Below are 16,506 nucleotides of genomic sequence, written 5' to 3'. Positions count from 1 at the left end.
ATTCTATTGATCCCTGGTTATGTCAATCGTCAACTATGTTGCATCGCGTTATTTCGATGCTGTATAGCAACAAATTCCTGTTTTTATGCCGCTATTTTCAGCGTCCCGGTTTTGGCTGTGTGACCTTGGGGAAGCCTTTTGGCGCAATTGATCCAGCCGGAGACCGGTAAGTTACCGGTGTGTGGCTGTCATGATAGGAGCTGTGCGCTCGCAGGATTATGCAGCATTTTTCCTTCCGGTATCCTGTCCAGTCTGATTTGGTGACAATGACGTCGAATCGGAGGTTTAAAGATGCAGCCCGCTCATGATGCAGCGTTTTTGTCGAAAGCGATCAAGGCCGGTGCGGGCGAACTCCCGGCGGATCTGGTCATCAAGAATGTCAATCTGTTCAGTGTTGTTGATGGGTCGACAGCACAAACCGATATCGCGATTTTCGGCGACCGGATCGTTGGCACGCATGGCCAATACAAAGGCGAGCAAACGATCGATGGCGAGGGGCTGACGGCGGTTCCCGGCTTCATCGACACCCACCTTCATGTTGAATCTTCGCTGGTAACGCCGTTTGAGTTTGACCGTTGCGTGCTGCCACATGGGGTAACAACGGCGATTTGCGATCCGCACGAGATCGCCAACGTGCTTGGCGCCGAGGGGATCCGGTACTTTCTCGACAGCTCGCTTCAGACGGTCATGGATTTGCGTGTCAATCTCTCGTCATGCGTGCCCGCGACGGCTTTCGAGACCGCCGGTGCTTGCCTGGAGATCGAGGACCTATTGCCCTTCAGGGATCACTCCAAGGTGATTGGTCTGGCGGAATTCATGAACTTTCCCGGTGTTCTGGCCTGCGATCCGAAGGTGCTTGCCAAACTTGAGGCGTTTCAGGATGGCCATATTGACGGCCATGCACCGCTTTTGTCCGGTCTCGGGTTGAACGGCTATCTTGCGGCTGGAATCCGCACGGATCACGAGGCAACCAGCGCTGAAGAGGCGCTCGAAAAACTCTCTAAAGGCATGACGATCCTGATGCGGGAAGGGTCTGTCTCAAAGGACCTTGAAGCGTTGGCTCCGATCCTGACGCCGGACAGGTCTGCGTTCGTTGCGTTGTGCACCGATGACCGGAACCCGCTGGATATTGCCGAAGAGGGTCACCTCGACAGCATGATCCGCCGGCTCATTGCCAAGGGTATCCGTCCCCTCGATGCTTACCGGGCGGCGAGCTGGTCTGCGGCAAATGCCTTCGGGCTGAAGGACCGCGGCATCATCGCGCCGGGCAAACGGGCCGATATCGCACTTCTGAGTGACTTTACGGAATGCCGTGTCGAAACGGTCCTCAGTGGAGGCGTTGTTGCTGGCGAGGCGGCTTTTTCTGCTCGCAAGATTGTACAACCGGTTGGTCTTGATAGCGTCCATGTCGCACCGGTGAGCGCGGAGACATTCGTCATTCCGGCACGAAACAGCGAAGCCGATGTGATCGGTGTGGTGCCGGGCAAGATCATCACGGAGCATCTCAAGCGCACGCTGCCGGTGTCCGGCGGCAAGACCCATGTCGACCTCAACCAGGATGTGCTGAAAGTCTCGGTCGTTGAACGGCACAAGGGAACCGGCAACATCGGTCTTGGCTTTGTTCATGGTTTTGGCATGAAGAGCGGGGCCATCGCGTCTTCCGTTGGTCATGACAGCCACAACATATGTGTGGTCGGGGCCGATGAGCAGGCCATGGCCCATGCGGTGAATAGGGTCATCGCCATGAAAGGCGGGTTTGCTGTCGCAGATGCCGGTGGTGTCACCGCCGAGCTTGCCCTGCCGCTTGCCGGGCTGATGAGCCTGGAGCCATTCGAGGCCGTCCGGCATGAGCTGGAGGATCTAAGAGCGGCCGCCAAGGCGCTGGGCTGCACCTTGGCCGAGCCCTTCCTACAGGTGGCGTTTTTGCCCTTGCCGGTTATCCCGCACCTGAAAATCACGGATTTCGGGGTCTTTGACGTCAACAAGTTCGAGCTGGTCGATCAAGGATGATGATCCTCACACTCGCCGTTTCAGGATACCGTTCGCTCCGCGATCTTATCCTGCCGCTTGACCGCATCACGGTCGTGACCGGTGCCAATGGGAGTGGAAAATCAAGCCTTTACCGGTCTATCCGCCTGCTTGCGGATGTCGCGCAGGGACGTGCGATTGCCTCGCTGGCAGCCGAAGGCGGGCTGAGTTCAACCCTTTGGGCAGGGCCCGAGGCATTTTCCCGCGCGATGAAGCGGGGCGACGTGCCGGTGCAGGGCACGCTGCGCAAGGGCGTGGTCAGTCTCAAGCTCGGTTTTGCCGATGAAGACTATGGGTATGCCATCGATCTGGGGCTCCCTGTGGCCGATGGAACCTCCATGTTCAACGCCGATCCGGAGATCAAAGCTGAGGTGCTTTGGGCCGGTGAAGCACTCTCCAGGGCAAACGAGATTGCTGGGAGGACCGGCCCGACCGCGCGGGTGCTGAACCCTCAAGGCCAGCGCATTCCGGTCGTGCAGAACCTTGCCCAATTCGACAGCATGATGACACATGCCGCAGACCCGAAGGACGGTTTGGAACTTCTCGTGATGCGCGAGCGCATGCGCGGCTGGCGGTTCTATGATCACCTGCGCACAGACCGGGACGCACCCGCAAGGTTTCCAAAGATCGGAACCCGCACACCGGTCCTGTCTGCCGACGGTTCGGATCTTGCGGCGGCCCTGCGCACGATCCAGGAAATCGGCAATCCGGTGGCACTTGCGGACGCCATCGACGATGCCTTTTCTGGCGCGTCTATCGAGATCTCCGTCAATGAAGGTTATTTTGAGCTGCTGATGAACCAGAAGGGCCTGTTGCGGCCGCTTCGTGCCAGTGAGCTGTCAGACGGGACACTGCGCTATCTTTTGCTGACCGCCGCCCTGTTGTCGCCCCGGCCAGCTCCGTTGATTGTCCTCAACGAACCGGAGACAAGTTTGCACCCCTCCTTGCTGGAACCGCTCGGCAGGCTGATCCGCACGGCTGCAGAAAAGACACAAGTTATTGTTGTGTCCCATGCCGAGGTGCTGGTGCACGCCCTCTCGGACGCTCCGGGCTGCGCGCACTTTCATCTCTACAAGGAGCTTGGCGAAACCCAAGCGGGTGTTGACGACACGCCGCGCTGGAAGTGGCCGTCCCGCTAGGCTCCTGAAATCGCAGCCCTCCTGCCGTGCTTGCAATCACAGGTTATGGACTCGTCTGTCAGGCCGCCTGAAAAAAGTTGGGGGGGTGTCGTTACGTCGCGAGTTGACGTGAACGGAAGCTTCGGGCATGTCAATAAACGCGCCACGATTGGCACGGCCTGAGAAGCACTGCGTGCGGCTTTTGGGAGGACGCGTCCGGCAAGAGGAGCCGGGCATGTCACAAGCTGTAACGCCAGAGCATGAGGTCCAAGAACAACGCGTTGGAGAACGTTATGACGACTGCGGAGGAGTGGAACGCGGCGTTCAATGCCCGTCCAGTACATGAGTATCTCGAAACGACTGTGAAGAAATTTGGCGGCCGGCCTGCCGTGGACTTCATGGGTAAGGGCTGGTCTTACGCGGAGATCGGCGCGCTTGTGGATCAGGTCGCCTGCGGTCTTCAGGCAATGGGTGTGCGCAAGGGCGTTCATGTCGGTCTCTGCCTGCCCAACACGCCTTTCTATACGATCTTTTATTTCGCCATCATGAAGGCGGGCGGCACGGTTGCGAACTTCAATCCGCTTTATGTTGAACGCGAAATCGCGTTCCAGGCGCGGGACGCCGATGTCCGGATCATGGTCACGATGGATCTCAAGGTCATCTACGACAAGGTCGAGGAAGTCCGCAAAGAGAAGATCCTCGACAAGATCATTGTCTGCCCGATGACCTTCTGCCTTCCAACGGTCAAGAAGGTTCTCTTTAGCCTGTTCAAGCGCAAGGAAGTCGCGGACATTCCGCATGATAACGCGCATATCCAGTTTGAATCCCTGCTCAACCATGGTCAGACACCGCAGCCCGTTGTGATTGACCCTGAAAACGATATTGCCGTGTTGCAGTACACGGGCGGAACGACCGGCGTTCCGAAAGGCGCGATGCTCACGCACCGCAATCTGTCTGCGAATATCGAGCAGATGCGGACGATCTTCTTCGATGCCGTTCCGGGCCAGGAGCGCATCTTGTGCGTATTGCCCTTCTTCCACGTGTTTGCGATGACGGTTGGTCAGAACCTCGCCGTTATCCTGGGCGCTGAAATGGTTCTGCAGCCACGCTTCGAGCTTGAGGCGGTGCTGAAGGCCATCGTGCGCAAGAAAGTGACCCTGTTCCCGGGCGTCCCGACGATCTATACGGCGATCAATAATTCGCCGCTTACGAAAAAATATGACCTGTCCAGCATCGATAAATGCCTGTCCGGGGGAGCCCCGCTTCCGGTTGAGGTCAAGGAAAACTTCGAGAAGATCACCGGCTGTACCCTTGTTGAAGGATACGGGCTGACCGAGTCGTCACCGGTGGCGGCCATCAACCCCCTCGACAAGCCGAACCGCGCAGGATCCATCGGATGCCCGGCTCCCGGGACGCTTGTGCGGTTTGTCGACATCGAAGACGGCAAGACGGAAGTGGAAAAGGGTGCCAAGGGTGAGTTGCTGCTCAATGGTCCGCAGATCATGAAAGGGTACTGGAAGCGGGATGATGCGACCGCGACCACGATCACCGAGGATGGCTATCTGCATACGGGAGATGTCGGTTATCAGGACGATGATGGTTACATCTATCTGGTCGATCGCATCAAGGATCTGATCCTGTGCTCTGGCTACAACGTCTATCCGCGTGTGATCGAAGAAGCGATCTATCAGCATGAGGGGGTTGACGAGACCATCGTGATTGCGGTGCCGGACGATTATCGCGGCCAGTCTCCAAAAGCCTTTATCAAACTGAAGGAAGGTCATGCCGTGACGGGTGAAGAGATGAAAACCTTCCTCAAGGATCACCTTTCAACGATTGAAATGCCGCGGGAATTCGAGTTCCGCGATGAACTGCCCAAGACAATGGTCGGCAAACTGTCAAAGAAGGAACTGGTCGAAGAAGAGGCAGCCAAGCGCGCTGCGGCTTGATCCGGACAGGAAGACTCTTTCGAAGAAGGCAGCTTTTCCGCTGCCTTTTTCAGTTTGTGTAGCCGCGTCCGTCTGCCGCGCGGGCGAGTTCCCGGCCGCGTTTTGCCTCCCGGCGAACGGTGTAGATGGAGGCGGTAATGATGACAGCCGCGCCCAGCAGGGTCTCAAGACGGGGCCATTGGCTGAAGATCAGAGCACCGAAAATGGTGGCATACAAAAGCCGGGTATAATCGAGCGAGGCTATCGCCGTTGCTTCGCCGGACTTGAAGGCGCGTATATTCGCCATCTGCGCTGCCCAGGAAATGACGCCGATCACGAGCAAAAGCCCCCATTGGGACAGGGTCGGAGGCTGCCATGTCATGATGGCCGGTATCAGCATCAACGCGCCGACTCCCAGGGCCTGGTAGGTCAGGATTGTGACCGGCGGGTCGGTTCGGGTAAGGATCCGGACCACGATCATGACCATTCCGGCGCAGGCCGCTCCGGCTATCGCCAGCAATGCAAACGGGTCGATGAAGCCTTCGCCGTCCGGTCGCAGCATCAATAGAACGCCCAGGAAGCCGACAATCGTTGCGCCCCAGCGGTGCACACCGACGGTCTCGCCGAGCAGCCAGATTGCGAAGATCGTGATGAAGAAGGTCTTGGAGAAACTGATTGCCGTGGCATCAGCAAGGGGCATTTCCACCACAGCCGTAAACCCGCACAGCATGGCGCCTGACGCAAAAAGAACCCGGGTCACTTGAAGGCCCGGCCGTTTCGTGGCCAGCGAACCGGGCAGTCCGCCGAGGATCTTTGGAGCCACAATCAAGAGCATCACGGATTGACGCACCACCAGGATCTGAAAAACGGAAAGGTCCTGACCAATAAATTTGAACAGGGCCACCATGATCGAAAACAAGAAGGCTGCGAGCAGGATCCAGAGCGCGCCGATCGTGTTGGCGGGAAGTTGGTTGAGGTAGGTTCTGATCCGGTTTGCGGCACGACGGCGACGGAACTCCGGATTGGGCCGCTCGGCCGGCTGAGGCGTTTTGATGGGGTCAGTCATCGGATGTCCTGCACCGGCGGGGCGTGGTTTGGGCGGGGCATGATCTCTCCATGCGCCCTCGGCCGGCGATTATTGATTGAGCGCACCATAGCCCAATCTCCGGTCAAGGGAAGAGGCGGCCTAAAATCAGCGGCTTCCAACGAAAAGGGGGCAAACGTATGCGCGGTGAATACAAGCTTGAAACGCAGAAGCTGTTTGCACCGGATGCATGCGTCATGCAATGCTCTATTAAACGTCGAAATCAAGGCACGGGTGATTTCTTGGTGTCTGGAAGTCATTGAATGGCAGGGGTTAAAAAGGGCGGTCTCCAAGCCAAAGCGAACGTTATCGGTTGGCGCGAGGTTGTTAGCCTTCCAGAGCTTGGTGTGTTCGATATGCGCGCCAAGATCGACACGGGCGCACGCACATCCGCACTTCATGCGGAAGATCAGGAAACATTCGATAAGGACGGGCGCACCTGGGTGCGGTTCAAGGTTCCAGCATCGAAACATCACAGCGATTTCCAGGTGGAAGTTCCGGTGATCGATCAACGCAATATCAAAAACACAAGCGGTGTTCCGGAGCGGCGGATCGTCATCCGGACCCTGCTGCATATCGGCACCCATCACTGGCATGTGGATGTCTCGCTCGCCAACCGCGAGAACATGGGGTTTGACATGATTTTGGGACGGACCGCGATCCGGCGCCACAATGTGTTGGTGCATGCCGGGCGCTCCTTTTTGACTGGCAAGCCACAAAGGGCTCCTGAGAAGTAACCTAAATCCGCTTGTACGAGGCCTCGGGTAACGAGACGGCGGCAATTAAACCCTGTCCAGAAGGAAACAAGGGGACGTACGTATGAAAATTGCAATGATGGCGCGGAACGCCGATCTTTATTCCCACCGCCGCCTTAAGGAAGCCGCCGAAGAACGCGGTTTCGAAATGGAGATCATCAACACCTTGCGGTGTTACATGAACATCGCGTCCCGGCGGCCGGAAATCTACTACAACGGGGCAAAGCTGACCGGATTTGACGCGGTCATTCCCCGTATCGGTGCGTCGATCACCTTTTACGGTCTGGCTGTGTTGCGCCAGTTCGAAATGATGGGCGTTTATCCGCTCAACGAATCCGTTGCCATCGGGCGGTCTCGTGACAAGCTCCGGTCCATGCAGTTGCTGGCCCGTGATGGCATTGGCCTGCCGGTCACCACATTCGCCCACGATCCCAAGATGACCGCCGAGGTTCTAGAAACTGCGGGCGGGGCGCCTGTCGTCATCAAGCTTTTGGAGGGAACACAAGGGATTGGGGTGGTTCTGGCCGATACAGAGCGCTCGGCCAAGTCGGTGATCGAAGCTTTCCGCGGTGCCAATGTGAACATTCTGGTTCAGGAATTCATCAAGGAAGCAGGTGGCACCGATATCCGGGCGCTTGTCGTCGGCGGCAAGGTGATCGCCGCTATGAAACGGACCGGGGCGGAAGGCGAGTTCCGTTCCAATCTCCACCGGGGTGGCAGTGCTGCGGCCATCAAGATCTCGCCTGAAGAACGCTCTACCGCGATCCGGGCGGCCAAGAGCATGGGGCTGAATGTGTGCGGCGTTGATATGCTCAGGTCCAACCATGGTCCGGTGGTGATGGAAGTCAATTCATCCCCCGGGCTCGAAGGCGTTGAAAAGGCCACCGGTAAGGATGCTGCCGGCAAAATAATTGATTTCCTCGCGGCAAACTATGCTGTCGGGAAAACAAAAACAAAGGGCCGCGGATAGGAACACTTGAGTGAATTCAAAAGCAAAACCTTTTCAGATCGGCGAGTTCACCATTTCACCTGGAACCCGGCGTACCATCGATCTTCCCGTCAGCGTTTTGTCGGATCATACCCCGGTCACCATGTCGGTTCACGTCATCCACGGCCGAAAGCCCGGCCCGGTGATGTTTGTGAGTGCGGCGGTCCATGGCGATGAGGTGATCGGCGTTGAAATTGCACGCCGCGTTCTCAACGCTCCTCAGCTTTCAGCCCCGGAGCTTGAGCGCCTGAAGGGCACTCTTCTGGTCATTCCCATTGTGAATGCCTTCGGGTTCTTGAACCATTCCCGGTATCTGCCCGACCGGCGTGATCTCAACCGCTCGTTTCCAGGCACCCAGCGCGGATCACTCGCCGGACGGCTTGCCCATTTGTTCATGACCGAAATCGTCAACCGGTCGGACTTCGGAATTGATCTTCACTCCGCAGCCATTCACCGCACGAACCTGCCGCAAATCCGGGTGTCGCCGCTGCGGCCGGAAACCTTGACGCTCGCCAAAGCATTTGGGGCGCCCGTCGTCCTGACCTCAAAGGTTCGCGAAGGATCCATGCGCGGAGCCGCCCAGGAAAAAGGGATCGACGTACTGGTCTATGAAGCCGGAGAAGGGCTCAGATTCGACGAAATGGCCATCCGTGCCGGTGTTTCCGGTGTGCTTCGTGTGATGCGTGCGCTGAAGATGCTCGGGGCCAAAGGGATCACAAAACCGAAGGCCAGATCCATCCTCACAAAGGCAAGTTACTGGGCACGGTCTCCGGCCGGCGGCCTGTTGCGGCCCTTCAAATCGACGGGCGATGTGGTCGAACCGGATATGCTGCTCGGCATTGTTTCAGATCCGTTCGGTGAAAATGAACGCGAGGTCATTGCAAGTTACGGCGGACTTGTTATCGGTCGCACAAACCTTCCGGTCGTCAACGAGGGTGATGGGTTGTTTCATATTGCAGATGTCAGCGAGAAGTATGATGCCGAACAGACACTTGACAGTCTGACATCTCAGCTTGAAGCCGACCCGTTGTTTGATGAGGATGAGATCATTTAACGCTGTAGCGTCCGTGGGCAATGTGTCATGGCTCGCGATACCCACACCGCACTCTGGCCAGGGTCCTTTGAGAACCCTATGTTGCAGTTCAAACAGATAGTTCACCGTCCCGCGCGTTAGGACGGTTCCTTCCAAGCAAACAGGTCCATGAACATGAACCAGATGATGACTCCGAAATTCGGTGTTGGCGCACCTTTGCGGCGCAAGGAAGATCAACCGTTGATCACGGGACAGGGCGTCTATACAGCGGATTATCAGCCGGAGGGCTGCCTCCACGGTGTTGTCGTGCGGTCCGCCATGGCCCATGCCAAGATCCGGGTTGAAAACGCTGATGATGTCCGGGAGATGGACGGTGTCCGGCTCGTCCTGACGGGAGCTGATGTGGCCGGTATGGCCATGCCGACACGCGCCCGGCCGAAACAGATTGATGGCAGCGATTTCACCGCACCCGTCCAGCCATTGTTGTGCGGCGATGAAGTCCGGTATGTCGGCGATGCCATTGCCTTTATCGTTGCCGACGATCTGAACATAGCCCGTGATGCGGCTGAGAGCCTGGAAGTCGATTACGATCCTCTTGACGTGGTGGTCGGCATCGAGGCCGCGCTTGCTCCCGGTGCGCCGAAGGTCTGGCCGGACTTTGATAGCAACGTCTCTTTCACCTATGGCCAAGGCGATGAGGCGAAAACAGAGGCAGCTTTCGCCAAGGCCTCCAAGGTCGTGTCAATCGATGTGGTCAATAACCGGATCGTTGCCAATTATATGGAGCTGCGCGGCTGTGTGGCGGAGCACATTGCGGATCAGGAGCGCTTCCGTCTGACGCTCGGCACGCAGGGTGGCCACGGGATGCGCGGAGTTGTCTGTTCCATTCTGGGCCTGCAGGAAGACCAGCTGCAGGTTATCACGCCGGAAGTCGGCGGCGGGTTCGGCACCAAGATGTTCTGCTACCGGGAGTATCCACTTAGCCTGTTGGCGGCGAAGGAATTGGGCGTTCCCGTTCGCTGGACGGGCGAGCGCATGGACCACTTCGTCACCGATGCGCACGGCCGCGACAATCTCAGCCATGCTGAGCTGGCGCTTGACAGCGATCACAAGATCCTCGGGCTCAAGGTGCATGTGCGTGCCGCCATGGGGGCATACTTGCATCAATTCGGCCCGTTTATTCCTTATGTCGGTACGTCCATGACGTCCGGCCTTTATGACATTCCAGCCGTCTTTGCCAAGGTCGAGGGTGTTTACATGCACACCGTGCCGACCGATGCGTTTCGCGGGGCGGGACGGCCGGAAGCAGCTTATCTGATCGAGCGGCTGATCGATAAGGCGGGGGAGGAAACAGGACTCGGCCCTGTCGAAATCCGCAAGCGCAACTTCGTCCGGCCGGACCAGATGCCATACACCACCCAAACAGGCCGGATGTACGATACCGGGGACTTTGCCGGTCATCTGGACACGGCCTTGAGCGTTGCAGACTGGGACGGCTTTGAAGCGCGCCAGGCCGACAGCCGGACGCGCGGGAAGCTGCGCGGCATCGGGATTTGCTCCTATATCGAGGCATGTGCATTTGCGGGCAGTGAGGAAGCAACGCTCGAACTCGGCACCGACGGAACCGTGACCTTGCTGATCGGGACACAGACCAACGGGCAGGGGCACGCAACGGCCTATTCGCAAGTTGTCGCCGAAGGGTTTGGGCTGACCATTGACGATATTCAGGTCATTCAGGGCGATACGGATCTCGTCCGCAAAGGCGGCGGGACCGGCGGATCCCGGTCCATCCCGATCGGCCTGCCGTCCGTACGGGACGCAACCACGACCTTGGTCAAGAAAATCAAGGAACTGGCCGCCGACAGGCTGGAGGCCGGGATCGAAGACCTTGAACTCAGTGAGGGTCTGGTGCGTGTTGTCGGCACCGATCAGCAGGTCACGCTCGCGGAGATAGCGGCAGGAGGCGGCGAGCCTTTGTCAGCCCGGGAAGAGGTGCGCCAGAGCGAGGCAACCTATCCCAATGGCACTCACATCTGTGAACTTGAAATCGATCCTGATACGGGAACGACATCCATAGAAAACTATGTGATTGTTGATGATTTCGGGGTCACGGTGAATCCGCTTCTGTTGGCAGGCCAGGTTCACGGTGGTGCGGTCAACGCGATCAGTCAGGCCCTGTGCGAGCACACTGTATATGACGAGGACGGACAGCTTCTGACCGCCTCTTTGCTTGACTACCAGCTGATCCGGGCCGGGGACCTGCCATCCATTCATTTCGAGACCCGCAATATTCCCTCAACGACAAATGCCATGGGGATCAAAGGGGCGGGGGAAGCTGGCACCATTGGCGGCTGCGCGGCTGTCATGAATGCCGTTCAGCGGGCCTTGAAAGATGGTGCCGGTGTTACGCAGACGGTTGATATGCCCGCAACCCCTTTAAAGGTCTGGGAGCTGATCGGGGCCGCGAAGTAAGTCTCAAAGCTTTGCAAATCAAAAAAGCGCCGGGATTGGCCGGCGCTTTTTCATGTCCGTGGCCTACTCGGCAGGCATGGCATCTGGCGTGACACCTGTCCGTTCATGCTCCCAGATATGCTCTTCAAAGGCGCGCAGACGTTTGTAGACAGAGATCAATTCGACAATTGTGGTCCAGGCGTTGACCAGATACTGGAACGAACTTTCAACCCGGTTGAAGGCCCGCACGATCTGCTGCATGACACCGAGCGTAATGGCACCGCTGACAATGGTTGGCGCTAGCGCCACATAAGGCACGAGCACAGTCGCCTGGAGGTAAGACCAGCGGGCAACGTCGAAATAGAGGTAATGGAAGAACAGGCGGAAATAGTTCTTCCGCACATGTCCAAAAAGTTCGTTGACTGAAGGAGGATCCGCGCGGTCTTCACTGTCTTCGCCATAGACAAGCTCTTTGCGGTAGGCGGCCTCAACTTTCTGGTTATTGAATTCAAGACCTGGAAGCCGGATCCCGACAATCGCGAGCAGCACAGTTCCTGAGGCTGCGGACAGGATTGCAACATAGACGAGAGAATGCTCGACAGGTCCGATCCAGGGCAGCTCAGTAACGTTTTTGGACAGCTCCCAAAGAAGCGGCAGAAACGCGATCAAGGTCATCACCGACCGCATGAAGGACACCCCAAGGCTTTCCATGATCCGCGCAAACCGCATCGTGTCTTCCTGGACGCGCTGTGAGGCGCCCTCGATATGCCGGACAAGTTTCCAGTGCGACATGTAGTAGTTGTTCATGGCTGTGCGCCAACGGAAGATGAAGTGTTTGGTGAAGAAGTCGAGTACCACGGCGATCGCGACATAAAGCGCCGCGATCCAGAAGAATGTCGCAAGTTCCGCCATATATTCTTCTGTAGTCACGCTGCCCGGTTCGGAAAGCGCCTTCTGGATCGTGTCATAGAATGAGCCGAACCACTCGTTGATCTCGACATCCAATTGCACCTTGTACCAGGTGACCCAGAGAATGACGACGGATCCGACCCAGGCCCACAGGAACCACTGGCGGTTTTTGAAGAACGAACGGAACATGGGGCACAGCCTCTCGAATCGTGGTTTGTCGGAATTATAGGCGGCTCAAGGATCGGCGCGAGGCCGGTGTCTCTCATTAAGGCAGTTGTGAAGAGGAATTGACTGTGCTGCTGCAAATTTCGTCAGGTGTTTGCTGCGCAGCAGGCATGTTGTGAACGCATTTGCAATTATGCGTTGCCCAAGCAATACTAAGCCTCAGATAATTACCCCACCCGCTGGTCCTGATTTGTTTGCCATTGCCGTGCCTTGCCGCGCCATAATGCACACACCATTCCGTCACGGCCAACCTGCCCGTTGTTGAACTATTGGATCCGGTCAATTGCACCCGGGCCGAATTTTGCGGCGGAACCTGAAAGTCAATTATGGCCATAAAACGCCTTACTCCCCACTTGGCCGGTCCGCCAGCTCCAACCGGCATGACCCGTCAGGCACCAATGATCGGGATATCGCTGAAGCTCGCATCAACCTTGGCGTTTTTTGTCATGGTGACCGCCTTGAAGATTGCCGCTGACCGTGTGCCGATCGGAGAGCTGGTGTTTGCCCGCAATTTCTTTGGCTTGTTCCCGGTTTTGATCATGGTCGGCCTGCGTCGGGAGTTGGCGCTTGCATTCAAGACCGTGAACCCGGGGCGCCATTTGACCCGTGCAGCCGTCGGCCTGACAGCCATGGTCTGCGGATTTACAAGCTTTCATCTGCTCCCGCTGCCGGATGCGACTGCGCTCGGGTTTGCAACGCCGCTCATGGTGGTGGTGTTTGCGTTCTTCCTGCTCGGGGAACCTGTCCGGATTTACCGCTGGAGCGCCGTTATCGTTGGATTTCTCGGCATTCTGGTGGTTTTGTCTCCGCATCTTGGCGAAACCCATTTCGACAATGACACCACGGTCGGCGCCATTGTGGGGCTGATTGGCGCCTGCTTTGCCGCCCTTGCGATGATTACAGTGCGCAAATTGTGTGAGACGGAGCGGACCTCAACCATCGTGACATGGTTTTCCGGGGCAGCCACCGTGATGGCGCTCCTGACCCTTCCCCTTGGATGGGTGCTGCCGGGCCAGGCGTGGGTCATGCCGGACCTGGAGACCGGGCTTTTGCTGGTCGCTGTTGGCCTGTTCGGCGGCATCGGGCAGATCCTGCTCACCCAGAGCTACCGGTTCGCCGAGGCTTCGACAATCGCCCCCTTCGACTACGTCAATATGCTCTGGGCGATCCTGATCGGCTGGGTGGTCTTTGCCGAAGTGCCAGTCGCTGAAGTGATCGCCGGGTCAGTTATCGTGATTGCCGCCGGTGTCTTTGTCATTTACCGCGAGCACCGTCTGGGCCTGGACCGCACAAAAGACCGCCGTGCGTCATCGCCTTCAAAGTCCTGAGGCCAAGGCCGTCCGTTTTCAGGCGGTCATGGGCAAATCGCGTCTACTGGCCTGTATATTCGAAGCGCTCCACTGGGCTTTTTGTGCCGTCTGGATAGATCAGCTGGACACTGATCGATTGGGTGGAGCCCATCGGCAGTTCGATGTAGGGCTTGTCTTTCAAGACGGCATTGGGATTGGACGGGTCGCATTCATCGAGCTCCCACATCTGGTCAAGCGGGCCATCATTGAGGCCATAAAACACGTAGTCGATCCCGCATTTCCAGGATTCCAGATGCGTGAAGTAAATTAGCTGCTGGCCGTTCCAGTCGCGAAAGGACACCCAACTCGCCTTTGTCACGTCCAGGATTTGTTTGATCTGCTCCGGCGGCATGGATTGTGCGTTTCCATTGGCCGGAAGACTGGCGGTCACCCCAATCAAAAGGGCAAGCCCGTATCTTTTAAATGCGCTCATGGCTGGTCTCCCATCCCAAGATACTGGTTTAAAATGCCTTGAAAGTAATAATGGTCTTTGTGTCCTGAATGCCGTCAATCGGATGGACTTTCTGATTGACGAAATGCCCGATGTCCGCATCGCTTTCGACATAAAACTTCACCAGCAGATCGTAGTCACCGCTGGTTGAATAGACCTCGGAGGCGATCTCCGCGTCAGCAATCGCGTTGGCGACCTGATAGGTCTTCCCCAGCTGGCATTTGATCATAACGAAAAAAGGGGTCATCTGGCACTCCGGCGCTTGCGGTCATGAACGGTTCCCAAGGACATCGCCGATCTGCCGCATCCAGTCAATCGCCCGTCACCCATGGCGTTCACGTTGCCAGCCACAAACACTTGCAATCTGTGCAAAGCCTTGTTAGCTCTCCGGTGTCTCATGGGGGTGCCCGGCGATTGTGGATCGGGCTGAGAGGCAGATGGCCAACTCCTTGAACCTGATCCGGTTTATACCGGCGGAGGGATTTGAGATGATGCTGAAGATCGCTTTTCTTTTCTCACCAGGACCGCAAGACAGCTCCGGCCCCGCAAACACAGGAGCCAGATCATGAGCTTGTCCGTTGCTGCCAGTACGCAGGCATTGTCGGCTGAAAAAGCCGCAAGGCTTTTGGATCGTGTCAGAAAAGCTGCCCCGAGGGTTCATTGTATCACCAATGCGGTGGCACAGCCCTTCACGGCGAACACCTTGCTTGCGCTCGGCGCTGTTCCGTCCATGACGATTGCGCTTGATGAAGTTGCAGGTTTTGCAGCCAGCGCCGATGCGCTGCTGGTCAATCTCGGCACCCTTGATGACGAGCGGCGGCAGGCAATACCGGCAGCCATCAGGGCAGCGAAGGCAGCTGGCCATCCGGTCGTTCTCGATCCGGTTTTCATCGACCGGTCGCCCGGGCGGGCAGACTATGCCCGCGACCTCATGGGAATGGGCTTGGACATCATCAAAGCTAATGAAGCCGAACTCAACGCACTTTTTGACACGCGGGACGGTGTGGACGATGCAATCAGCCGCGGCGCTGTGTTTGCAATCACCGGCGCTGAAGACAAGATCGAAAGCCAGGGCGAAGATTTCCGACTGATCAACGGTCATCAGCTTTTGGTCCGCGTCACCGCAACCGGTTGTGCGGCGGGGGCCGTCCTGGCGGCCTTCAGTGCGCTTGAAGATGACAAGGCGCTGGCCGCTGCGGCCGGCCTGTCGGTTTTCAACATCGCCGGTGAGATTGCCGCAGAGCGATGTGGCGGCCCCGGGACGCTTGTGCCTGAATTGCTGGACGCTCTTTACCAGCTCTCCCCGCAGGATATCGAACGGCGCTTGAAAACGGCTTAAGCCGCCTTTTCCCGCCGGTTTTTCTTCTATCAAGGAGGTTATCATGACCGCTATTGCGGTGACTATTGCAGGATCGGATTCAGGCGGGGGTGCCGGAATTCAGGCGGATCTGAAGTCGTTCTCGGCCAATGGTGTGTTTGGCGCCAGTGTCCTTACGGCATTGACCGCGCAGAACACCAAGGGGGTCTTTGCAATTCACGATGTGCCGCCAGAGTTTGTCCGCGCGCAGATCGATGCTGTCTATTCAGACTTGGAGGTTTCAGCGACGAAGATCGGAATGCTGTCCCGCGTGGAGGTGATCGAGGCAGTGGCCGATGGACTGAAAGCGCATTCGGCTGGCCCGATTGTGCTGGATCCGGTGATGGTAGCGGCCTCCGGCGACCCGCTTCTGGCCGACAGCGCGGTGGCGGGTCTGATTGAAATTCTAGTGCCGCTGGCAGACGTTCTGACCCCGAACCTGCATGAGGCGGCACGGATGCTGTCGGCGGATGTCGCGCAAGATGACGCCGCCATGGAAGACCAGGCGCGAAGACTGCTGGCGCTTGGCCCGAAGTCGGTGCTGCTGAAAGGCGGCCACGGGACGTCGGACGAGAGCGCGGACCTGTTCTTGGCAGCAAGCGGGGAAACCTTCTGGCTCCGGTCTCCTCGAATCGCGACGGTGAACACGCATGGCACCGGATGCTCTTTGTCATCGGCCATTGCAGCCGGACTTGCGAAGGGGCAGCCGGTTGACGAGGTCGTGAGGGCCGCGAAGGCCTACATCCAGTCGGCAATCGCGGCCTCAAATCAGCTGCAGATCGGCCAGGGCCATGGGCCCGTCCATCATTTTCATCACATGTGGAGCTAAA

The 16,506-nt window shown here is 57.7% G+C and carries 14 protein-coding genes and 1 riboswitch; of the genes, 10 read left to right on the top strand and 4 right to left on the bottom strand.

Annotated features, from left to right (window positions below; all coding sequences use genetic code 11):
- Positions 1–291: 291 nt before the first annotated feature.
- The 3 genes from ade to E1180_RS08995 all read left to right on the top strand — a co-directional run bounded on the left by ade (position 292) and on the right by E1180_RS08995 (position 5,095).
- On the top strand, positions 292–2,010 hold the full coding sequence (gene ade, locus E1180_RS09005; protein WP_155190846.1) for an adenine deaminase: 1,719 nt from the start codon (positions 292–294) through the stop codon (positions 2,008–2,010).
- Positions 2,010–3,167, top strand: a complete 1,158-nt coding sequence (locus E1180_RS09000) for an AAA family ATPase (RefSeq protein ID WP_155190889.1) — start codon at positions 2,010–2,012, stop codon at positions 3,165–3,167. The genes ade and E1180_RS09000 overlap by 1 nt, the downstream gene beginning before the upstream one ends.
- Positions 3,168–3,439: 272 nt before the next feature.
- Positions 3,440–5,095, top strand: coding sequence for a long-chain-fatty-acid--CoA ligase (locus E1180_RS08995; RefSeq protein ID WP_155190845.1), 1,656 nt, complete (start codon positions 3,440–3,442; stop codon positions 5,093–5,095).
- A gap of 49 nt (positions 5,096–5,144) precedes the next feature.
- Here E1180_RS08995 and E1180_RS08990 read toward each other — a convergent pair whose 3' ends face one another.
- Positions 5,145–6,140, bottom strand: a complete 996-nt coding sequence (locus E1180_RS08990; protein ID WP_155190844.1) for a DMT family transporter — start codon at positions 6,138–6,140, stop codon at positions 5,145–5,147.
- Between the two features lie 281 nt (positions 6,141–6,421).
- Here E1180_RS08990 and E1180_RS08985 point away from each other — a divergent pair, with 281 nt between their 5' ends.
- The 4 genes from E1180_RS08985 (at position 6,422) to E1180_RS08970 (ending at position 11,406) form a co-directional block, all read left to right on the top strand.
- Positions 6,422–6,895, top strand: coding sequence for an ATP-dependent zinc protease family protein (locus tag E1180_RS08985; protein WP_155190843.1), 474 nt, complete (start codon positions 6,422–6,424; stop codon positions 6,893–6,895).
- 82 nt (positions 6,896–6,977) lie between these two features.
- Positions 6,978–7,883 (top strand): 30S ribosomal protein S6--L-glutamate ligase, encoded by a 906-nt coding sequence (gene rimK / locus E1180_RS08980; protein ID WP_155190842.1) that lies wholly within the window; start codon positions 6,978–6,980, stop codon positions 7,881–7,883.
- A 10-nt stretch (positions 7,884–7,893) separates the two neighbouring features.
- Positions 7,894–8,955 (top strand): succinylglutamate desuccinylase/aspartoacylase family protein, encoded by a 1,062-nt coding sequence (locus E1180_RS08975; RefSeq protein WP_208997028.1) that lies wholly within the window; start codon positions 7,894–7,896, stop codon positions 8,953–8,955.
- 153 nt (positions 8,956–9,108) lie between these two features.
- Complete coding sequence (locus E1180_RS08970) at positions 9,109–11,406, top strand: xanthine dehydrogenase family protein molybdopterin-binding subunit (protein ID WP_155190841.1); 2,298 nt, start codon at positions 9,109–9,111, stop codon at positions 11,404–11,406.
- A 63-nt stretch (positions 11,407–11,469) separates the two neighbouring features.
- On the opposite strand, the gene sbmA is transcribed toward E1180_RS08970, so the two are convergent.
- Positions 11,470–12,483: a peptide antibiotic transporter SbmA gene (sbmA, locus tag E1180_RS08965; protein WP_155190840.1), complete on the bottom strand. Its 1,014-nt coding sequence runs from the start codon at positions 12,481–12,483 to the stop codon at positions 11,470–11,472.
- Between the two features lie 362 nt (positions 12,484–12,845).
- On the opposite strand from sbmA, the gene E1180_RS08960 reads away from it, so the two are divergent.
- Positions 12,846–13,847: a DMT family transporter gene (locus E1180_RS08960; protein WP_244314015.1), complete on the top strand. Its 1,002-nt coding sequence runs from the start codon at positions 12,846–12,848 to the stop codon at positions 13,845–13,847.
- A 43-nt stretch (positions 13,848–13,890) separates the two neighbouring features.
- On the opposite strand, the gene E1180_RS08955 is transcribed toward E1180_RS08960, so the two are convergent.
- Together E1180_RS08955 and E1180_RS08950 are read right to left on the bottom strand one after the other, a co-directional pair.
- Entirely contained in the window at positions 13,891–14,301 is a 411-nt protein-coding gene (locus tag E1180_RS08955; RefSeq protein ID WP_208997027.1) for a hypothetical protein, read from the bottom strand.
- A 28-nt stretch (positions 14,302–14,329) separates the two neighbouring features.
- Positions 14,330–14,566, bottom strand: a complete 237-nt coding sequence (locus E1180_RS08950; protein ID WP_155190839.1) for an Lrp/AsnC ligand binding domain-containing protein — start codon at positions 14,564–14,566, stop codon at positions 14,330–14,332.
- Between the two features lie 142 nt (positions 14,567–14,708).
- Positions 14,709–14,819, top strand: a riboswitch (TPP riboswitch).
- Between the two features lie 65 nt (positions 14,820–14,884).
- Here E1180_RS08950 and thiM point away from each other — a divergent pair.
- Both thiM and thiD read left to right on the top strand, forming a co-directional pair.
- A complete protein-coding gene (thiM, locus tag E1180_RS08945; RefSeq protein ID WP_155190838.1) occupies positions 14,885–15,658 on the top strand; it encodes a hydroxyethylthiazole kinase in 774 nt (257 codons plus the stop codon).
- Positions 15,659–15,701: 43 nt separating this feature from the next.
- Positions 15,702–16,505 (top strand): bifunctional hydroxymethylpyrimidine kinase/phosphomethylpyrimidine kinase, encoded by an 804-nt coding sequence (gene thiD / locus E1180_RS08940; RefSeq protein WP_155190837.1) that lies wholly within the window; start codon positions 15,702–15,704, stop codon positions 16,503–16,505.
- Position 16,506: the final 1 nt, after the last annotated feature.

The organism is Roseibium denhamense, assembly GCF_009711415.1.
Lineage (GTDB): Bacteria > Pseudomonadota > Alphaproteobacteria > Rhizobiales > Stappiaceae > Roseibium > Roseibium denhamense.
The sequence above is the reverse complement of the archived record's forward strand: the minus strand, read 5'-3'. Positions and strand labels throughout refer to the sequence as shown.